The following is a 19,835-nucleotide window of genomic DNA, read 5'->3' on the forward strand; positions in this document are numbered from 1 at the left end:
TGCGCTGTGCACCATGGTCCGGGGCTGCCGGGTCGGACAGGCTTGGTCCAGGTCCCGACGCACGAAGGATGCACGCCATGAACGCCGCCCCTCCCCCCGCTCCGCCGCACGCCGGCGAACGCGCCCCGGCGCGCGGCCGGATCGTGTCCCTGCTCGGCTCGCCGTTCCGGCCGCGCGCGCTGCTGGAGGGCGCCCACCTGCTGCTCAACCTGCCCGTGGGCATCGCCGGTTTCCTCATCGCCGTCGTCGGTCTTTCGGTGAGCGGCGCGCTGGTGATCACGTTCGTCGGGCTGCCGCTGCTCGCCGGCGTCCTGGTCCTGCTGCGGACCTTCTCCCATCTCGAACGGGCGCGGGCACGGGTGTTCCTCGGCGCCGACATCGCCGAGCCGGACCCGGTGGTGCCGCGCGCCGGCGGGCGGGGCGGGCTGCGGTGGCTCGGCTCGGTCCTCCGCAGCACGGCGTCCTGGCGGGCCGTGCTGTCCGCGCTGATCGGGCTGCCGTGGGGGGTCTTCAGCTTCACGGTGACGGTGGCGTTCTGGGGGATGGGGCTCGGGCTCCTGACCTACCCGGTCACGTTCTGGATCCTGCGGGCCAACGGCGAGCCGGGCGCCGGCATCAATGTCGACGGCGAGGGCGGCGGCTGGGTCTGGGACGACCCGTTCGAGCTGGCGATGACCGTGGTCGCCGGGCTGCTCGTCCTGCTGGCCGGCGCGCAGGTGATCCGGGGCGTCGCCGCCGTGGAACGCGCCCTCGCGCCGCTGCTGTTCGGCCCGTCGGCCGAGGGCGCCCGGGTCAGGCAGCTGGAGACGGACCGCGCGATCGTCGTCGACACCTCGGCCGCCGACCTGCGGCGCATCGAGCGGGACCTGCACGACGGGGCGCAGGCCCGGCTCGTCGCGCTGGCCATGGACCTCGGCCTCGCCAAGGAGAAGCTGACCTCCGACCCGGAGGCCGCCGCCCGCATGGTGGACGAGGCCCACGGCGAGGTGAAGCTCGCCCTCCAGGAGCTGCGGGACCTCGCGCGGGGCATCCACCCGGCGATCCTGACCGACCGGGGGCTCGGCCCGTCCCTGTCGCAGGTCGCGGCGCGCTGCACGGTGCCGGTGCGCGTGGAGGTCGAGCTGGGCGCGCGGCCGGCCGAGGCCATCGAGGGCATCGCCTACTTCACGGTCTCCGAACTGCTGCAGAACGTCAGCAAGCACAGCGGGGCGCGGCGCGCTGCGGTGGAGATCTGGCGGGCGGGCGACCGGCTGATGCTCCAGGTCATCGACGACGGGCGCGGCGGCGCCGACCCGGCCGCCGGGTCGGGGCTCGCGGGCCTCGCGGAGCGTCTCGCGGCCGTGGACGGGATGCTGGCGGTCGAGTCGCCGGCCGGGGGTCCCACCACGGTGACGGCCGCCCTGCCGTGGCGCGACCGGTCCGCCGGGTGAGCGGCGGACCGGCGTCCTGGCGGCCGGCGGATGAGATGCTGGCGGGCGGCACATCGAGGGAAGCGAACGGGGGGAGCGCACCGTGCGGGTCGTCATCGCGGAGGACTCGGTCCTGCTCCGGGCGGGCCTGACGCGTCTGCTGAACGACCGGGGGCACGAGGTGGCCGCCGGTGTGGGGGACGGGGAGGCGCTGATCGCCGCGGTCCGCGAGCTCGCCGCCGCCGGGACGCCGCCGGACGTGGTCGTGGCGGACGTGCGGATGCCGCCGACGCACACCGACGAGGGGGTGCGGGCGGCCGTCGCGCTGCGGCGGGACTTCCCCGGTCTCGGGGTCCTGGTCCTCTCGCAGTACGTCGAGGAGCAGTACGCGACGGAGCTGATCGCCGGGTCGAGCCGGGGTGTCGGGTACCTGCTGAAGGACCGGGTGGCGGACGTCGCGGAGTTCACCGAGGCCGTGGACCGCGTGGCGCAGGGGGGCACGGCGCTCGATCCCGAGGTGGTCGCGCAGCTCCTGGGCCGCAGCAGGAAACAGGACGCGATCACCGGTCTGACACCGAGGGAAAGGGAAGTCCTAGGTCTTATGGCCGAGGGGCGCACGAACTCGGCGATCGCCCGGCAGCTCGTGGTGAGCCATGGCGCGGTGGAAAAGCATGTGAGCAACATCTTTTCGAAGCTCGGACTCTCGCAGAGTGACACGGATCACCGGCGCGTTCTCGCCGTACTGCGCTATCTGAATTCCTGAGCGGTACGGCACCCGCTCCGACCGGCGGGGAACCCCCGCGACACGGAGCGGAACGCCTCCGTCCATCATGTGATCACCTGCAGGTAGGCCCCCCTTGCCCGCGTACCATGGCTGTCACGAGCCGCCTCAAGGAGGGCTAAGCAGTGACCACTGAGGTCGACCAGGCGAGCCAGGGGAATCCCGGGGACAGCGCCGGAGCCGCCAAGAACGTCCGGCGCCGGGACCGGGTGATCATCCGGTTCGCGGGCGATTCCGGCGATGGAATGCAGCTGACGGGCGACCGTTTCACGTCGGAGACCGCGTCGTTCGGTAATGACCTCGCCACCCTGCCGAACTTTCCCGCGGAAATCCGCGCACCCGCCGGGACCCTGCCGGGTGTGTCGTCCTTCCAGGTGCACTTCGCCGACCACGACATCCTGACGCCGGGCGACGCCCCCGATGTCCTGGTCGCGATGAACCCGGCCGCCCTCAAGGCGAACCTCCCCGACGTCCCGCGCGGTGCCGAGATCATCGTCAACACCGACGAGTTCACCTCGCGCGCGATGACGAAGGTCGGCTTCGCGCAGGACCCGCTCACGGACGGCACCCTCGACGCGTACAGCGTCCACCGCGTCCCGCTGACGACGCTCACGGTGGAGGCGCTGAAGGGCTTCGACCTCACGCGGAAGGAGGCCGGGCGCTCGAAGAACATGTTCGCGCTCGGTCTGCTGTCGTGGATGTACCACCGGCCGACCGAGGGCACGGAGTCGTTCCTGCGGACCAAGTTCGCGAAGCGCCCGGAGATCGCCGAGGCCAACCTGACGGCGTTCCGCGCCGGCTGGAACTTCGGCGAGACCACCGAGGACTTCGCCGTCTCCTACGAGGTGGCGCCCGCCGCGTCCGCCTTCCCGGCCGGCACCTACCGCAACATCTCGGGGAACCTGGCGCTCTCCTACGGCCTCGTCGCCGCCGCGCAGCGCGCCGACCTGCCGCTGTACCTCGGCTCGTACCCCATCACGCCCGCGTCGGACATCCTGCACGAGCTGTCCAAGCACAAGAACTTCGGCGTGCGCACCTTCCAGGCGGAGGACGAGATCGCCGGCATCGGCGCGGCGCTCGGCGCGGCGTTCGGCGGTTCGCTGGCCGTGACGACGACCTCGGGGCCCGGTGTGGCCCTGAAGTCGGAGACGATCGGCCTCGCCGTGTCGCTGGAACTGCCGCTGCTCGTCGTGGACATCCAGCGCGGCGGCCCGTCCACCGGCCTGCCCACCAAGACGGAGCAGGCCGACCTGCTGCAGGCCATGTTCGGCCGGAACGGCGAGGCGCCCGTCCCGATCGTGGCGCCCGCGACGCCGGCCGACTGCTTCACGGCGGCGCTGGAGGCGGCCCGGATCGCCCTCACCCACCGGACGCCGGTCTTCCTCCTGTCGGACGGCTACCTGGCGAACGGTTCCGAGCCCTGGCGCATCCCGGACACCGACGAGCTGCCGGACCTGCGGGTGCGGTTCGCGACCGGCCCGAACCACGAACTGGCCGACGGCACCGAGGTGTTCTGGCCCTACAAGCGCGACCCGGAGACGCTGGCCCGCCCGTGGGCCGTGCCCGGCACCCCCGGTCTCGAACACCGCATCGGCGGCATCGAGAAGCAGGACGGCACCGGCAACATCTCCTACGACCCGGCGAACCACGACCACATGGTCCGCACCCGCCAGGCCAAGGTCGACGGCGTGCGCGTGCCGGACGTCGTCGTGGACGACCCGAGCGGCGCGCCCGGCGAGGGCGCGCAGACGCTGGTGCTGGGCTGGGGCTCGACGTACGGGCCGATCACGGCGGCGGTGCGGCGCATCCGCCGGGAGGGCGGGCGGATCGCCCAGCTCCACCTGCGGCACCTGAACCCCTTCCCCGCCAACCTGGGCGAGGTCCTGCGGGCGTACGACACCGTGCTGCTCCCCGAGATGAACCTCGGCCAGCTCGCGGTGCTGCTGCGGTCCCGCTACCTGGTCGATGTCCGGTCGATCACGCAGGTCACGGGCCTGCCGTTCAAGGCCGAGCAGCTCGCAACCGCGTTCAAGGAGGCTCTCTCCGATGACCACTGAGATCACCCCCGACGCGGCCGGGCGGACGCGCACGGCGCTGTCCCTCGTCCCGGCGGCGGAGAAGCCGCAGTCGGCGAAGGACTTCAAGTCGGACCAGGAGGTCCGCTGGTGCCCCGGCTGCGGTGACTACGCGGTGCTCGCCGCGGTGCAGGGTTTCCTGCCGGAGCTGGGCGTCGCCCGGGAGAACATCGTCTTCGTCTCCGGCATCGGCTGCTCGTCCCGCTTCCCGTACTACATGAACACGTACGGCATGCACTCGATCCACGGGCGCGCGCCGGCCATCGCCACGGGTCTTGCGACGGCCCGCCGCGACCTGTCGGTGTGGGTCGTCACCGGTGACGGCGACGCGCTGTCCATCGGCGGCAACCACCTGATCCACGCGCTGCGCCGCAATGTGAACCTGAAGATCCTGCTGTTCAACAACCGGATCTACGGCCTCACCAAGGGCCAGTACTCGCCGACGTCGGAGTCCGGCAAGATCACGAAGTCCACGCCGATGGGTTCGCTCGACACCCCGTTCAACCCGGTGTCGCTCGCTCTCGGCGCGGAGGCGTCGTTCGTCGCCCGCACGGTGGACTCGGACCGCAAGCACCTGACGGGCGTGCTGCGGGCGGCGGCCGAGCACCGCGGCTCGGCGCTGGTCGAGATCTACCAGAACTGCAACATCTTCAACGACGGCGCGTTCGACCTGCTGAAGGACAAGCAGACGGCGCAGGAGGCCGTGATCCGCCTGGAGCACGGGCAGCCGATCCGGTTCGGCGCGCCGTGGGCCGAGGCGGACGGCGGTGACGGGCTCGGCAGCCGGGGCGTGGTCCGCGATCCGGCGACGGGCGAGCTGTCGGTGGTCGACGTGGCGGCCGAGGGCACGGCCGGTGTGCTCGTGCACGACGCGCACGCCGCCTCGCCGACGACGGCGTTCGCGCTGTCCCGCCTGGCCGACCCGCAGACGCTGCACCGGACGCCGATCGGCGTGTTCCGCAGCGCGGCGCGGCCCGCGTACGACGACCTGATGGCCGACCAGCTCGAACAGGCGGTCGAGCAGCGCGGCAAGGGCGACCTGGGCGCGCTGCTCGCCGGCGGCGACACCTGGACGGTCGTCGGCTGACACGGCACGCGGTTCCCCGCGCTCCCGCTCCACCCGTTCCCGCCCGTCCCGCCCTCCCCGGGCGGGGCGGGCGGGAATGACATGTCCGCGCTGCGGCGTTACCGTCGCGGTGGACGCGGCCCGATCGCCGGCCGCCCGCGGAAGGAGCAGGGATGAGCACGGGTGGTGCCACGGCCAGCGGCTCGGGGCTCGCGCTCGGCCTGGGCGCGTTCGGCATGTGGGGGCTGCTGCCCCTGTACTGGGATCTGCTGGACGGGATCGGCGCGGGCGAGACGCTGGCGCACCGGATGGTGTGGTCGCTGCCGACCGCGCTGATCCTGGTGGCGTTCGTCCGCGACTGGGGCTGGATACGCCCGCTGCTGCGGCAGCCGAAGCGGCTCGCCCTGCTGGCCGCGTCGGCCAGCCTCATCACCGCCAACTGGTACCTGTTCATCTGGGCCGTCGCCGAGGACCGGGTGCTGGAGGCGTCCCTCGGCTACTTCATCAACCCGCTGTTCACGATCGCGCTCGGCGTCGTCGTGCTGCGGGAGCGGCTGCGGCCGGCACAGTGGGCGGCGGTCGGGATCGGGGCGCTGGCCGTCGTCGTGATGGGCGTGGCGTACGGGCAGGTGCCGTGGGTGTCGCTGGCGCTGAGCGTCAGCTTCGCCCTGTACGGGCTGGTGAAGAAGACGACGGGGCTCGACGGGCTCCAGGGCTTCACGGCCGACACGCTGCTGCAGTTCCTGCCGGCGCTCGGGTTCCTGGTGGTGCTCGGCGCGCGGGGCGACGGCTCGTTCACGTCCGGGGGCGCGGGGCACGCGCTGCTGCTGATGAGCACGGGCGTGGCGACGGCGCTGCCGCTGATCTTCTTCGGCGCGGCCGCGGTGCGGCTGCCGCTGTCGGTGGTCGGGATGATGCAGTACCTGGCGCCGACGCTGATGTTCCTGCTGGGTCTGCTGGTGTTCCACGAGGAGATGCCGCCGGAGCGGTGGGCCGGCTTCCTGCTGGTGTGGGGCGCGCTGGTCGTGCTGACGTGGGACGTGCTGCGGCAGGCGCGGGCGGTGCGCCGTACGGTGGCCGCCCATGTGCCGCGGGCCGCCGGCCGGGAGAGCGCGGCGGCGCCGGCGGAGTGACGGCCGGCCGCGCCGCCTGGGCCGGGCTCAGGCCCGCAGGAAGGCGAGGAGGTCGGCGGTGAGGCGGTCCTTCGTGCCCGGGGCGCCGGGCAGGCCGTGGGAGCCACCGGGGTAGACGGTGAGGGTGGCGTCGGGAATGATCCGGGCCGCCTTCTCGCCGGTCGCGGCGAGCGGCACGATGCGGTCGTCGTCGCCGTGGACGACGAGGGCCGGCACGTCGATGGCGCGGAGGTCCTCGGTGAAGTCCGTCTCGGAGAACTCCTTGACGCAGGCGAGGGCCGCCTTGACGCCCTGGTGCATCGCCATGAACCAGAACGCGTCGGCGAGGCCGGTGCTCATCGCGCCGTCGTCGGCGCTGTAGAAGCGGCCGGCGAGGTCGTGCCAGAACTGGGCACGGTCGGCCCTGATGGCCTGCCTGATGGCGTCGAGCTCGTCGATGGGGACGCCCTGGGGGTTGGTCTCGGTGCGCAGCATCAGCGGCGGGACGGCGGCGACGAGGACGGCCTGCCGGACGCGGGACGTGCCGTGGCGGCTGATGTAGCGGCACAGCTCGCCGCCGCCCATGGAGTGGCCCACGAGGGTGATGTCGCGCAGGTCGAGGGTCTCGATGATCTGGGCCAGGTCGTCGGCCCAGGTGTCCATGTCGTTGCCGTGCCAGGTCTGCGTGGAGCGGCCGTGGCCGCGCCGGTCGTGCGCGACGCCGCGGAATCCGGCCTCGGCGACGGCGTTCAGCTGGTCGTCCCAGGCGTCGGCGTTCAAGGGCCAGCCGTGGAGGAAGACGACCGGGCGGCCGGTGCCCCAGTCCTTGTAGTAGAGGTTCGCGCCGTCGCGGGTGGTCACAAAGCGCATGGGGGATCTCCTGGGCGTCGCGCGGTCCGGGCTTCAACGCGTCATTCAACCGCACAAAGGGGATGAATCGGTCAGCCGCGCGGTGAGGTGCTCACCCGGTCGTACGAGAGGTCCCACAGGCGCCGGGCGGCCTCCGGATCGCGGGCGTGGGGGGCGACGGCTTCCGGGACGGCCTCGCTGCACGCCGTGAAGTAGCGGCCGCCGATGTCGGCGAGCGGCGGCCAGGCGGCGAGCACAACGGGAGTGGCCGCGCCGCGCCGGGCGGGGGCGCCCCCCGGCGCGCCGTCCGGGTCGGTCCAGCGGGTGAGGCGGGTCGCCGTCGGCCCCGGGTCGGCGGTGTTGACGGCGATGCGGTCGCCGGACCAGCGGCGGTGCGCCTCGACGGCGAACAGCGCGGTGGCGGACTTGGAGCGGGCGTACGCGACGGCCGGGTCGTACCGGTGGGCGCGGAAGTCGAGGTCGTCCGGGTCGGGGGCGGCGAGCCGGTGAGCGGCGCAGGTGAGGGTGATGACACGCGCCCCGCCGGCCGCGCCGAGGGCCGGGTGGAGGCCGGTGGCGAGCGCGAAGTGGCCGAGGTGGTTGACGGCGAGGTGCGTCTCCCAGCCCTCGGCGGTCCGGGTCACCGGCGGGGCCAGCACGCCGGCGTTGGCGACCAGGATGTGCAGCGGCCCGTCCCAGGCGGTGGTGAACGCGGTGACGGACGCCTGGTCGGCGAGGTCGAGCGGGGCGACGAGGACGCGGTGGTTGCCGGTGCCGCGGGTGATCCCGGCGGCGGCGCGGGCGCCGGCGGCGGTGTCCCGTACGGCGAGCGTGACCTCGGCCCCGGCGGCGGCGAGCGCGCGGGCCGTCTCGGCACCGATGCCGGACGTCGCGCCGGTGACGACGGCGCGGCGTCCCGACAGGTCGACGCCGGCGACGACGTCGGCGGCGGTGACCGTGTCGGGGTCGAACGGGGTGATGATCCGCGCCGGCTCGGTCATGGGGCCACCTCACTGTCCGCCTGGGCCGGTACCCTCTCCCGGCTTTCCGGACATTATGGGCACGGTGGCCCGGGGACGCGGGGACGCCCGCCGGGCCGGCCCGTCAGTGGCTGCCCGCCAGTTCGCCGCTGAGCGTGCCGTGCAGGCGGGCGCTCTGCTCGTTGAGACCGGTGATCTCGACGGTCTTGCCGCGCTCGGCGTACTTGGCCCCTATCGCGTCCAGGGCGGCCACGGAGGAGGCGTCCCAGACGTGGGCGGCGGACAGGTCGATGACGACCTTGTCGGGGTCGCCCGCGTAGTCGAACCGGCCGACGATGTCGTTGGACGAGGCGAAGAACAGTTCGCCGGTGACCCGGTAGACCACCGTGCGGCCGTCGGGGTCGACCACGGCCGTGGCCTCGGCGAGGCGGGCGACACGCTTGGCGAAGACGACCATGGCGGTGATGGAGCCGACGACGACGCCGATGGCGAGGTTGTCGGTGGCGACCACCACGATCACGGTGATCACCATGACGGTGATCTCGCCGGCGGGCATCCGCCTGAGCGTCGCCGGGGCGATGGAGTGCCAGTCGAACGTCGTGAACGACACCATCACCATGACCGCGACGAGGGCCGCCATCGGGATGTCGGAGACGACGGGGCCGACGACGACGCACAGCGCCATCAGGAACGAGCCGGCGAGGAACGTGGACAGGCGGGTGCGGGCGCCCGAGACCTTCACGTTGATCATCGTCTGGCCGATCATGGCGCAGCCGCCCATGCCGCCGAAGAAGCCGGTGACGATGTTGGCGACGCCCTGGCCGATGGACTCGCGGGTCTTGCTGGAGCGCGAGTCGGTGATGTCGTCCACGAGCTTGGCCGTCATCAGCGACTCCATCAGGCCGACCAGCGCCATCGCCAGGGCGTACGGCGCGATCGTCGTCAGGGTGTCGAGGGTGAACGGGACGTCCGGCAGTCCTGGCGTCGGCAGCGACGACGGCAGCTCGCCCTTGTCGCCGACGGTGGGGACGGCGATCCCGGCGGCGACGGTGATGACAGTGAGGGCCGTGATCGACACCAGCGGCGCGGGGACGACCCGGGTGACCTTCGGGAAGAACACCAGGAGCGCGAGGCCGCCGGCGATGAGCGGGTACACGGCCCAGGGGACGTCGTGCATCTCGGGCACCTGGGCCATGAAGATCATGATGGCGAGGGCGTTGACGAAGCCCACCATCACCGAGCGGGGGACGAACCGCATCAGCTTGGCGACGCCGAGCGCGCCGAGGGCGATCTGCAGGACGCCGGCGAGGATGACGGTGGCGACGAGGTACCCGAAGCCGTGCTCGCGGTTCACGGGCGCGATGACGAGGGCGACGGCGCCGGTGGCGGCGGAGATCATCGCGCGCCGTCCGCCCACCACGGAGATGGTGACGGCCATGGTGAACGAGGCGAAGAGCCCGATCGCGGGATCGACCCCGGCGATCACGGAGAACGAGATGGCCTCGGGGATCAGCGCCAGGGCGACGACGAGCCCGGCCAGTATCTCGGTGCGCCAGACCTTGGGGTCGCGCAGCCAGTCCGGGCGCAGCGGGCGCAGCAGCCGCGCGGCGGGCGACAGGGCGGGAACGGGCGGGGAGGACAAGGAAACGGTCACCTGTTGTCGTACTCGGGCACGCCGTGACGGCGGGACGCGGCGCGCGGAGGTCGGCCCGCCGGGGACGGCGGCCGTGGGTCGGAGCGGACGGCCCGAGGCACGCGGCGGCGCGCCGGGACGGTCAGGAAAGGGGCGTCACGGCGGACCGGCGGTGGCGCCGGAGGCCACGGAGTCACGCACGCTGCTCTCCCGGGGGAATAGGGTTTCTCGCGCCGGGGACGGCATCGGCCACGGCGGGGGCGGCGTGGACCGGCCCTCGACTCCGGCAACCCTACCCTGACGTTAGGGTAGGTTTCCGCGGAGGGACGAGGACATGGGCGTGGACGGCGGACACATGCAGATCGGCGAGGTCGCCGCGCGGACCGAGCTGTCCCTGCGCACCATCCGGCACTACGAGGAGACCGGCCTCGTCGTCCCGTCGGCCCGCTCGCAGGGCGGCTTCCGCCTCTACACCGAGGCCGACGTGGCGCGCCTGCTCGTCATCCGGCGGATGAAGCCGCTCGGCTTCGCGCTGGAGGAGATGCGCGAACTGCTGGCGGCGACCGACCGCCTCGACAGCGGTGGACTGACCGACGCGGAGCGCGCCGAGGTCGTCGAGCGGGTCCGCGGCTTCGAGGAGGCCGCGCGGGAGCGGGTCGCTGACCTGCGGACGCGGCTGGCGCGGGCCGAGGAGTTCGCGGCCACCCTGCGCGACCGCCTGGCGGGGGCGACCGCGCCGGCGGACCACGCCTGAGCGGCCGGAGGGCACGGCGGAGCGGGAGACGATGTCGTCATGACGGAGATGCCGCGCGGTACGGACACGCCGCCCGCCGACCACGCCGGACACGCCCCCGAGGCGATGGCCCGCCGGGCGCGGCACGAGCTGCTCGGCGCCGACCTGCTGAGCTACCAGGAGGAGCACGGGGCCTTCGCCGAGGAGGAGCCGGCGCAAGCCCGCGCCGACATCTGTGGGGCGTCCTGACGGGTCCGCCCCGTGCTCGCCCGGTGAGCGCGTCAGGCGTGGCCGGGGCCGGCGGCCAGGGCCGCGCGTACGGCGGCGGCGGTGGCGTCCAGTTCGGGCCGCTCACGCGTGTGCCAGTCCGCGGAGAGGCGGAACGGGTCGCCGGCGAAGCGCGGGAAGACGTGCAGGTGGAAGTGGAACACCTCCTGGAACGCCGCCTCCCCGTCGGCCACGAAGAAGTTGATGCCCTCGCAGCGCAGCGTGGAATCGCGCAGCGCCCGGGCCAGCCGGCGCCCGATGGTCCACACGGCGTCCGCCGAGCGGTCGTCCGGATCGTCGAGTGCCGGCGCGTGGGCGCGGGGTATGACGAGCAGGTGTCCGGGCGTGACGGGCCGCAGGTCCATGAACGCGACGGCCGTCTCGTCCTCGTGCACGATGCTCGCCTCGGCGCGTCCTTCGGCGATGGCGCAGAAGACGCAGTCGGGGTCGGTCGGGGGGCCTCCGGTGCTCGTCGTGTCCGTCATGGACCGAGTCTGGCGGCGCGCCGGACGGTGCGTCGACGGGTTTCCGCGGGTCCCCCCGGCGTCCGGTGCCTGCCCCGGATGGCCGCCGCGCCGGCGGGGCGGCGGCGCGCCGCCGCCGTCGCGGGCGCGGGCGACCCGCACGATCGGGTGGCCGGTCGCGGCGGGTCCCGGTGTCCCCGTGGCCGGCGGCGGGCACCCGACGGAGCCGGGAGAGGAAGCGGTGAGGTGTGATGGCGGATCGCGCGAACGACGTGATCGTCGTGTTCGGCGGCACGGGGCGGCAGGGGGGCGCGGTGGCGCGCGAGCTGCTGCGGCGCGGCCGTCCGGTGCGCGCGGTGGTCCGTGATCCGCGCTCCGAGTCCGCGCGGGCGCTGGCCGGCGCGGGCGCCGACACGGTGCGCGGCGACATGGAGGACCCGGCGACGCTCGACGCGGCGCTGCGCGGGGCGTACGGGGTGTACAGCGTGCAGACGTTCACGGGTCCCGACGGCACGGAGGGCGAGACGCGGCAGGGCCGCGCGGTCGCGGACGCGGCGGCGCGGGCCGGGGTGTCGCACTTCCTGTACGGCTCGGTCGGCGGCTCGGACCGGGGCAGCGGCGTGCCGCACTTCGAGAGCAAGGGCCGCGTGGAGCGGCACATCGAGGCGCTGGGCCTGCCGGCGACGATCCTGCGGCCGGCGTACTTCATGGACAACTTCGCGGGCGCGGGACCGGTGTGGCGGGACGGCGAACCGGTGCTGACGATGGCGCTCGACCCGTCCGTCCCGCTCCAGATGATCGCGGCGCGGGACATCGGGGTCTTCGCGGCCGACGCGTTCGACGACCCGGGCGGCCACCTGGACCGGCGGATCGAGATCGCGGGTGACGAACTGACCGGTCCCGGCATCGCCGAGGTGTTCGCGGGCGCCGTGGGGCGGCCGGTGCGGTTCGAGTCCCGGCCGGTCGAGGAGCTGCGGGCGGAGGACGAGGAGATGGCGCTGATGTTCGACTGGTTCAACCGGCACGGTTACGCGGCGGACCTCCCGGCGCTGCGGGCGCAGCACCCGGAGCTGACGACGCTGGCGGATTGGGTGGCCGGGAACTGGACCGCGCCGGACGGAGCGTGACGGGACGGGACCAGGACGGGGTGCCGGCAAGACGGCCGGGCCGGTCCGGGGATTGCTCATCAATCGGCCGATAGCTGAACAGGACGTCCGGAGTCCTTGGTGATCTCCTTGACCCAGTGCGCGCCGTGCGGTTCCGGATCATCGGCAGCCGCGTCCCGGATTTCGGTGAGCGCAGGGCATCGATGGCGCGGTGGTCCTGATCGCCGGCGCCGTCGGTTCCCGAAGCCGTCCGCACGAGGGGCCGTACCCCCGTCGTGCGAGTCGGGGGTACGGCCCGGGGAACGGGTGCGTGTGGTGCTGGATCAGGCGGGGATTCCGGTCAGGCGCCGCAGGGTGAACGGCTCGGCGAGGATCTCGTCCAGCGCCTTCGCGACGTGGGCGAAGTGCGGCAGCGAGAAATGGTGGTCCAGGGCGGCGGTGTCGGCCCACTCCTCCATGATGATCATCCGGTCGGGGCGGGCGGGGTCGGCGTACGGCTGGTAGCCCAGGCAGCCCTCCTCGGCCAGTGACGGTGCGATCATCGCGTCCAGCTCCTGGCGCAGACGCTCCTCCTGGCCCGGCTTGGCGGTGAACGAGGCAACGATGATGAGTGTGTTCGACATGAAGGGCTCCCCCTGCGGGTCGTGATCGTCGTGGTCGGTGCCGGTGTCGACCGGCGGATGTCCTCCATCCTGCGAACCGCCTCCCGCCTCGACCAGAGCTGCGCTCGACCCCGGTCCGCCGTGCCTGGGTCCAGCAGGACCAGGCACCACCTCGCCGCGGTACCTGACACTGTGGCCATGGACCGTGCACAGCAGCTCAGCGAGTTCCTCAAGGCCAGACGGGCCCGCCTGCGACCGGAGGAGGCGGGAACCGAGTCCTTCGGCGGGCGGCGCCGCGTGCCGGGGCTCCGCCGCGAGGAGTTGGCGCTGCTGGCCGGGGTGAGCGTCGACTACTACACCCGCCTGGAGCAGGGCCGGGCCCGCAATGTCTCCCCCGACGTGCTCGACGCCGTCGCCGCCGCGCTGCGGCTGGACGCCGACGAACGCACTCACCTGCACAACCTCGCCAAGCCCGCCCGCACCCGTCGGCGCCCGGCCCGCCCTCAGCAGGTCGGACCCGAGATGCGCCAGGCCCTGCAAGCCCTGGCCGGCGTTCCGGCCTACATCATCGGACGGCGCCTGGACATCCTGGCCTGGAACGAGCCGGCACGATTGCTGATCGCCGACTTCCCGTCGCTGCCGGCCGCCGAGCGGAACATGGCCCGGCTGGTCTTCCTGGACGAGTCCGCCAAGGACTTGTATCCCGACTGGGAGGCCAAGGCACGCGACACCGTGGCCAACCTGCGCCTGGACGCCGGACGCCACCCGGAAGACCCCCAGCTGGCCGTGCTGATGGGGGAACTGTCCCTGGGCAGTGTCGAATTCCGCCGCCTGTGGGCCGATCACCATGTGCGCGGCAAGACCCGCGGTCGCAAACGGTTCGCCCATCCCCGAGTCGGTGAACTCACGCTCGACTACGTCGCCATGCGTGCCCCCGACGACCCGGACATGACCATGATGATCTACAGCGCACCGCCCGGCTCCGAAGCCGTCATCAGTCTCCAACTCCTTGTCGGACTGTCTGCTTCCGCGACCCCCGGTGTTCCCGACCACCCGGCCGGCAGGGTGCGCCAGATGTGACCGCCCGCGGCGCCCGCCCGGGGTGTGTCGGACGAGCGGTCGGCGGCCGGTCGCCTTCCGGAGCGCCCGGGCCGCGCCGGCGCTGGTGGTGGCGACGGCGGTCGCTCCCGCCGCGTCCGGGACGTCGACGAGGACGAGGGGGCGGCCGCCGCTGTGCAGGGCGCGGAAGCGGACCGCCTTGCCGTACTGGTCCCGGCCGGCCGATCCGTCCGCGGGGCGGGTGCGCATGGGACGGTCCCAGCACGCGAGCGGGGCCGGCACCGGCGGTTTCCGGACGGGGGCGTCAGGCCGCCAGGACGGTGCGCAGGGCGGTGAGTGCCCGGTGCAGGTCGTCCTCCCCGATGGTCAGGGGCGGCGCGATGCGGATGGTCGAGCCGTGGGTCTCCTTCACGAGGACGCCCTCGCGCAGCAGCCGTTCGGCGATCTCGCGGCCCGTGCCGACCGCCGGGTCGATGTCGATGCCCGCCCACAGGCCGCGCGCGCGGTGGGCGACGACGCCGTGGCCGTGGAGCGCGGTGAGGTCCGCGTCGAGGACGGCGCCGAGTTCCCTCGCGCGCCGCTGGAACCCGCCGGTGGCCAGCAGTTCCGTGACGGCGGTGCCGACGGCGGTGGCCAGCGGGTTGCCGCCGAACGTGGACCCGTGCTGCCCTGGCCGCAGGACACCCAGGACGTCGCGGCGCCCCACGACCGCCGACACGGGCACGATGCCGCCGCCGAGCGCCTTCCCCAGCAGGACGAGGTCGGGCACGACGTCCTCGTGCTCCACGGCGAGCGTCGTGCCGGTGCGGCCGAGCCCGGACTGGATCTCGTCGGCCACGAACAGGCAGCCCGCCCGCCGCGTGATCTCCCGGACGGCGCGCAGGTGTCCTTCGGGCGGGATGACGACGCCCGCCTCGCCCTGGATCGGCTCGATCAGGACGGCGGCCGTCGTGTCGCCCACGGCGTCGGCGACGGCATCGGCGTCGCCGTACGGGACGACGCGGAACCCGGGCGTGTAGGGGCCGTACCCGGCGCGGGCCTCGTCGTCCGTCGAGAAGCTGACCAGCGTGGTGGTGCGGCCGTGGAAGTTGCCGGCGGCCACGACGATCGTCGCCGCGCCCTCCGGGACGCCCTTCACCTCGTACGCCCACTTGCGGGCCACCTTCACGGCGCTCTCGACGGCCTCGGCGCCGGTGTTCATCGGCAGCACCATGTCCTGGCCCGTGAGCGCGGCCAGGCTCTCGGCGAAGCCGGCCAGGCCGTCGTGGTGGAACGCCCGCGACGTCAGCGTCACGCGGTCGAGCTGGCGGCGCGCGGCCTCGATCAGGGCGGGGTGCCGGTGGCCGAAGTTGAGGGCCGAGTAGCCCGCGAGGAGGTCGAGGTAGCGGCGGCCCTCGACGTCCTCGACCCAGGCGCCCTCGGCGCGGGCGACGACCACGGGCAGCGGGTGGTAGTTGTGGGCGAGGACGGGCGCCTCGGCGCGGATCAGCTCGGCGGAGCCACGGGGTGCGGTGAGGGTCATGGGCGGATCTCCTGGGTGCAGCACTTGATGCCGCCGCCCGCCTTGTGGAGCTCGGAGAGGTCCACGGGGACGGGTACGTAGCCGCGCGCGGTGAGGGCGCGGGCCAGGCCGGTGGCACGGGGGGCGAGGAAGACGTGACGGCCGTCGGAGACGGAGTTCAGGCCGAACGCGAGGGCGTCCGCCTCGTCGGCGATCACGGCGTCGGGGAAGAGGCGTTCCAGCACGGCGCGGCTCCCCGGGGAGAAGGCGCCGGGCCAGTACGCGATCGTGCGGTCGTCGAGGGCGAACAGCGCGACGTCCAGGTGGTAGAAGCGCGGGTCCGTCAGGCGCAGCGATACGACGGGCAGGCCGAAGAACTCCTGCGCCTCGGCGTGTGCCTCCCGCGTGGTGCGGAAGCCGTGACCGGCCAGCAGCAGCCCGCCGGCCGGCACGAAGTCGCCCTCGCCCTCGCTGACGGCGCCGGGGTCGTGCACCGTGAACCCGGCGCCGGCGAACCAGCGGCCGTACGCCGCGGCCTCGGGCCGCCGCTCGGGCGCGTGGAACCGGGAGCCGAACACGCGGCCGCCGATGACGACGGCCGCGTTGGCGGCGAACACCATGTCCGGCAGGCCGGGCACGGCCGGGACCGTCTCGACGGTGTGACCGAGCGCCCGGTAGGCGCCGACGAGACCGGCCCACTGGGCGCTGGCGAGCCCGGCGTCGGCGGGCGTGCCGGGGACCATCCACGGGTTGATGGCGTACTCGACGGCGAAGTGGACGGGCTCGCAGGTGAGGAAGCGGCGGGGTGTCGCGGTCCTGCCCGGCACGGCCGGGGCCGGGGCCGGGACGGTCACGGGCGCCGGCGGCGCGGTGGCGAGGGGGTCGGCGGGCGGCGGCATGGCGGGACCTCCCGTTCCTCCGGCGGGCCGGGGGGAATGCGGTGATATGCCGTCAACGGTAGGAAGGGCGCCCGCCCGGTACAAGGAACCGCCGTTGCGCGTACGCGCAGGGGTGTTGCGTGATGCGCCCGGTCAGCCGCTGTTCGTTGCGCCGGCCTCGGGGCTGGTGGTGATGAGGTGCGAGAGGACGACCTGGCTGACCGTCTTGCGGATGAACGGCTCGGTCCTGATGCGCTCCAGGACCTCCTCGAAGTGCCCGATGTCGCCGGCGCGGATGTGCAGCAGGGCGTCGGCGCCGCCGGTCACCGTCATGGCGGCGACGATCTCGGGGTGGTCGCGCACGACCTCGGCCAGCCGGCGGGGCGGCGCCGCGCCGTCGCAGTACACCTCGACGTACGCCTCCGTCCGCCAGCCGAGCGCCGCCGGGGTGACGACGGTCGTGAAGCCGGTGATGACGCCGGTCTCCCGCATGCGGTCCACGCGGCGCTTGACGGCGGGCGCGGACAGGCCGACGGCGGCGCCGATCTCCGCGAAGCTGGTACGGGCGTTGGCGACCAGCGCGGTGAGGATGCGGCGGTCGAGGTCGTCGGGGGTCATGGTCGGTCGTGTCATGGTCGGTGCTCCTTCGCCGGCCGGCCCGCGCCGGTCGTACGGTCCCTGCCAGGGGGATGCCCGCTCCGGCGGCCGGGCGCGCGCCGGGGAGGCTCGTACTGGGGAGCGGGCTGACGCGGTGGCCGGTGCGCCCGCCGGTCCGTATGCTTCGGCACCGACCGGGCCGCAGGCCCGGAAGAAGGGGGTGCCGTGGTGCGGGCGGACAGTGAGCGGGAGGTCCTCGACCGGATACGGCGGGGTCTCGTCTATTCCGAGTCGGAGGCGGCGTTCCAGAACACGCGCCGGCGGGCCGACCTGGTCTTCGCGTACAACCACACCCCGCCGGGCGAGGAGGAGCGGCGGCGCGCCCTGCTGGCCGCGATCCTCGGCTCGGTCGGTGAGCGGGCCGTCCTGAACGCGCCGTTCAGCGCCGCCTTCGGGAGCAACGTCCACATCGGTGACGACTTCTTCGGCAACGTCAACCTGTCCTTCGTCGACGACGTCGAGATCCGGATCGGGGACGGCGTCATGATCGCGCCCAATGTGACGCTCACCACGACGGGGCACCCGGTGCATCCGACGCGCCGGGTCGACTACGCCCGCTTCTCGGAGCCGATCGTCATCGAGGACCGGGTGTGGATCGGCAGCAACGCCGTCGTGCTGCCCGGCGTCCGGATCGGCCACGGCTCGGTCATCGGCGCCGGCAGCGTCGTCAGCAGGGACGTCCCGCCGATGGTGGTCGCGGTCGGGACGCCGTGCCGCGTGCTGCGCCCCATCACGGACGCCGACCTGACGACCAGGACGGAGGGCGTCCCCGGGCAGGAGCCGGGGCCATGCGGGTGACACTTATGCTTTTCTGACCACACACGGACTTCACCCGTTCGCCCACCGGTGTTCCTTGACGGACCGGACCCGTACGGCGACCGGTCCGGAGGCGCGACGGAAAGGCCGGTCCTGTCATGCAGCCACGCATCAAGGCGCTCGGAGCGCGACTGCTGCCGGCCCCCGTACGGCAGGCACGGGCCGAGCGGCGCAAGGCGGAGCAGGCCGCGGCGGCGGAGCGCAAGCAGGCCGAGCGCGTGGCGGCGCGGCGGCGCGCGCTGCTCGACTCGGACCCCGCGATGCGCACCGTCGAGGTGGAGGGGACCGTCTTCTACGGGCGGACCGTGACCCGCTTCAGCGCCGCCGACGCCGCCGCGCGCAACCTGGACCTGGTCTGCGACGCGCTGGACGGCGCCGGGATCGAGTACTTCCTCGTCCCCGGCCGCTCCCGGACGCGCCACGTCGTCGGCGTGCGCCACGCGGACCGCAAGCGGCTGCTGGCCGCGCTGCGCGCCACGTACGGCGGCACGGCCCTGTACGCCATGAAGACCGGGTCCGACGCGCTGCCCGCCGACGCCGTGCTGTACGCGGACGGCTCGCTGCCCGCCGCGCTGAAGCGCCAGGACACGATCCGCTTCGGTGAGCTGCAGCTCGGCCCGGCCGGGCAGGTCCTCGCCGACTTCGGCCTGGCGTGCGAGGTCGAGTTCTGGCGCGACGGGCGGCGGTTCCTGGCGGACGACCGGCTCGTCGAGCGGCGCGGCCCGCTGCGCAGCCTCGCGCCGCCGTCGCTCGTGGCCGAGTCGCTGGTCGCGCCGCGCGCCAACGCCGTGACCGACACGCTGCCGCCCGAGGCCCTCGTCCCCGCGACGCTGACCGTCGCCGGGCGCGACCGCCCGACGTGGGAGGGATTCGCGCAGCCGCGCGCGGACGCCGTGGACTTCCCCGTCGACGTCGTCTACACGTGGGTGGACGGCTCGGACCCGGAGCTTGCGGCGAAGCGGGAGGCGTACCGTTCGGGCGGCGCGGCGCCCGCCATCAACGCCCGCGAGACCGGCGCGTCGCGCTACGAGAGCCACGACGAGCTGAAGTACTCGCTGCGGTCGCTGGAGATGTTCGCCCCGTTCGTGCGGACGGTCCACATCGTCACCGACGGGCAGGTCCCGTCCTGGCTGGACACCGGCGCGCCGGGCATCCGGATCGTGGACCACAAGGAGATCTTCGCCGACCCCTCGGTCCTGCCCGTCTTCAACTCCCACGCGATCGGCACGCAGCTCCACCGCATCCCGGGGCTGTCCGAGCACTACCTCTACTTCAACGACGACGTGTTCGTCGGCCGTCCCGTGGACGCGGGGCACTTCTTCCACGGCAACGGCATCGCGAAGCTGCCCGTCGCGCCCTTCCAGATCGGCCTGGGCGACCCGCACCCGGACGAGCCGGCCCCGAACTCGGCGGGCAAGAACGTGGCGCGCATGCTGATGCGGGAGCACGGCCGGCTGATCGTCGCGAAGTTCAAGCACACGCCGCACCCGCAGATCCGGTCCGTGATGCTGGAGCTGGAGGAGCGCTTCCCGGAGGAGATCGCGCGCACGGCGGCGGCCCGCTTCCGTTCCCTGACGGACGTGGCGATGGCGTCGACGCTGCACCACCATCACGCCTACCTCACCGGCCGCGCGGTGCCCGGCAAGTACTCCCTGCGGTACGCCGACATCGGCAAACCGGAGTCGGCCGGGATCCTGGCGGAGATCGCAGGGACGAGGCGCTACGACTTCTTCTGCCTGAACGACGTCCAGACGCCAGAGGAGGAGAAGGCGGCCGCGGCGGCGCGGCTGTCCGGTTTCCTGGAGTCGTACTTCCCCCTGCCGAGCCGCTTCGAGCGCTGACGGGCG

The 19,835-nt window shown here is 73.5% G+C and carries 19 protein-coding genes; 11 read left to right on the forward strand and 8 right to left on the reverse strand.

What is annotated here, in order from left to right:
• Positions 1 to 77: 77 nt before the first annotated feature.
• The 5 genes from EMA09_RS12520 to rarD all read left to right on the forward strand — a co-directional run bounded on the left by EMA09_RS12520 (position 78) and on the right by rarD (position 6,464).
• On the forward strand, positions 78 to 1,430 hold the full coding sequence (locus EMA09_RS12520; RefSeq protein ID WP_240796365.1) for a sensor domain-containing protein: 1,353 nt from the start codon (positions 78 to 80) through the stop codon (positions 1,428 to 1,430).
• A gap of 82 nt (positions 1,431 to 1,512) precedes the next feature.
• Entirely contained in the window at positions 1,513 to 2,172 is a 660-nt protein-coding gene (locus EMA09_RS12525; protein ID WP_129841139.1) for a response regulator transcription factor, read from the forward strand.
• 143 nt (positions 2,173 to 2,315) lie between these two features.
• Positions 2,316 to 4,247 carry a 2-oxoacid:acceptor oxidoreductase subunit alpha gene (locus EMA09_RS12530; RefSeq protein WP_129841140.1) on the forward strand — a complete coding sequence of 644 codons (1,932 nt, stop codon included), beginning with the start codon at positions 2,316 to 2,318 and terminating at the stop codon, positions 4,245 to 4,247.
• Positions 4,237 to 5,352, forward strand: coding sequence for a 2-oxoacid:ferredoxin oxidoreductase subunit beta (locus EMA09_RS12535; protein ID WP_129841141.1), 1,116 nt, complete (start codon positions 4,237 to 4,239; stop codon positions 5,350 to 5,352). Before EMA09_RS12530 ends, EMA09_RS12535 begins: the two co-directional genes overlap by 11 nt.
• 152 nt (positions 5,353 to 5,504) lie before the next feature.
• Positions 5,505 to 6,464, forward strand: coding sequence for an EamA family transporter RarD (gene rarD / locus EMA09_RS12540; RefSeq protein WP_129841142.1), 960 nt, complete (start codon positions 5,505 to 5,507; stop codon positions 6,462 to 6,464).
• A gap of 27 nt (positions 6,465 to 6,491) precedes the next feature.
• On the opposite strand, the gene EMA09_RS12545 is transcribed toward rarD, so the two are convergent.
• The 3 genes from EMA09_RS12545 to EMA09_RS12555 form a co-directional block, all read right to left on the reverse strand.
• The gene (locus tag EMA09_RS12545) at positions 6,492 to 7,313 is read right to left on the reverse strand and encodes an alpha/beta hydrolase (protein WP_129841143.1); all 822 of its coding nucleotides are present in this window, start codon (positions 7,311 to 7,313) and stop codon (positions 6,492 to 6,494) included.
• Positions 7,314 to 7,384: 71 nt separating this feature from the next.
• Positions 7,385 to 8,293: an SDR family NAD(P)-dependent oxidoreductase gene (locus tag EMA09_RS12550; RefSeq protein ID WP_129841144.1), complete on the reverse strand. Its 909-nt coding sequence runs from the start codon at positions 8,291 to 8,293 to the stop codon at positions 7,385 to 7,387.
• 103 nt (positions 8,294 to 8,396) lie between these two features.
• Entirely contained in the window at positions 8,397 to 9,914 is a 1,518-nt protein-coding gene (locus EMA09_RS12555) for a SulP family inorganic anion transporter (RefSeq protein WP_129841145.1), read from the reverse strand.
• Between the two features lie 331 nt (positions 9,915 to 10,245).
• Here EMA09_RS12555 and EMA09_RS12560 point away from each other — a divergent pair, with 331 nt between their 5' ends.
• Positions 10,246 to 10,659, forward strand: coding sequence for a MerR family transcriptional regulator (locus EMA09_RS12560; RefSeq protein WP_129841146.1), 414 nt, complete (start codon positions 10,246 to 10,248; stop codon positions 10,657 to 10,659).
• Positions 10,660 to 10,698: 39 nt separating this feature from the next.
• Positions 10,699 to 10,887 (forward strand): hypothetical protein, encoded by a 189-nt coding sequence (locus EMA09_RS12565; RefSeq protein WP_129841147.1) that lies wholly within the window; start codon positions 10,699 to 10,701, stop codon positions 10,885 to 10,887.
• Positions 10,888 to 10,919: 32 nt separating this feature from the next.
• Here the strand turns inward: EMA09_RS12565 and EMA09_RS12570 are convergent, their stop codons facing one another.
• Positions 10,920 to 11,390: an HIT domain-containing protein gene (locus tag EMA09_RS12570; RefSeq protein WP_129841148.1), complete on the reverse strand. Its 471-nt coding sequence runs from the start codon at positions 11,388 to 11,390 to the stop codon at positions 10,920 to 10,922.
• 230 nt (positions 11,391 to 11,620) lie between these two features.
• Between EMA09_RS12570 and EMA09_RS12575 the strand changes: the two genes are divergently transcribed.
• Positions 11,621 to 12,496, forward strand: a complete 876-nt coding sequence (locus EMA09_RS12575; RefSeq protein WP_129841149.1) for an NmrA/HSCARG family protein — start codon at positions 11,621 to 11,623, stop codon at positions 12,494 to 12,496.
• A 302-nt stretch (positions 12,497 to 12,798) separates the two neighbouring features.
• Here EMA09_RS12575 and EMA09_RS12580 read toward each other — a convergent pair whose 3' ends face one another.
• Complete coding sequence (locus EMA09_RS12580; protein ID WP_129841150.1) at positions 12,799 to 13,098, reverse strand: putative quinol monooxygenase; 300 nt, start codon at positions 13,096 to 13,098, stop codon at positions 12,799 to 12,801.
• Positions 13,099 to 13,275: 177 nt separating this feature from the next.
• On the opposite strand from EMA09_RS12580, the gene EMA09_RS12585 reads away from it, so the two are divergent.
• A complete protein-coding gene (locus EMA09_RS12585; RefSeq protein ID WP_129841151.1) occupies positions 13,276 to 14,157 on the forward strand; it encodes a helix-turn-helix transcriptional regulator in 882 nt (293 codons plus the stop codon).
• 283 nt (positions 14,158 to 14,440) lie between these two features.
• Here EMA09_RS12585 and rocD read toward each other — a convergent pair whose 3' ends face one another.
• The 3 genes from rocD to EMA09_RS12600 form a co-directional block, all read right to left on the reverse strand.
• Positions 14,441 to 15,658: an ornithine--oxo-acid transaminase gene (gene rocD / locus EMA09_RS12590; RefSeq protein WP_129841152.1), complete on the reverse strand. Its 1,218-nt coding sequence runs from the start codon at positions 15,656 to 15,658 to the stop codon at positions 14,441 to 14,443.
• Positions 15,655 to 16,536 (reverse strand): dimethylargininase, encoded by an 882-nt coding sequence (ddaH, locus tag EMA09_RS12595; RefSeq protein WP_129841153.1) that lies wholly within the window; start codon positions 16,534 to 16,536, stop codon positions 15,655 to 15,657. Before ddaH ends, rocD begins: the two co-directional genes overlap by 4 nt.
• Positions 16,537 to 16,668: 132 nt before the next feature.
• Complete coding sequence (locus EMA09_RS12600) at positions 16,669 to 17,148, reverse strand: Lrp/AsnC family transcriptional regulator (RefSeq protein ID WP_129841154.1); 480 nt, start codon at positions 17,146 to 17,148, stop codon at positions 16,669 to 16,671.
• Positions 17,149 to 17,340: 192 nt separating this feature from the next.
• On the opposite strand from EMA09_RS12600, the gene EMA09_RS12605 reads away from it, so the two are divergent.
• A complete protein-coding gene (locus tag EMA09_RS12605; protein WP_129841155.1) occupies positions 17,341 to 17,970 on the forward strand; it encodes a sugar O-acetyltransferase in 630 nt (209 codons plus the stop codon).
• Positions 17,971 to 18,086: 116 nt separating this feature from the next.
• Positions 18,087 to 19,829, forward strand: coding sequence for a stealth family protein (locus EMA09_RS12610; RefSeq protein ID WP_129841156.1), 1,743 nt, complete (start codon positions 18,087 to 18,089; stop codon positions 19,827 to 19,829).
• Positions 19,830 to 19,835: the final 6 nt, after the last annotated feature.

The sequence above is a fragment of the Streptomyces sp. RFCAC02 genome, assembly GCF_004193175.1.
In the GTDB taxonomy this organism is placed as follows: Bacteria; Actinomycetota; Actinomycetes; order Streptomycetales; family Streptomycetaceae; genus Streptomyces.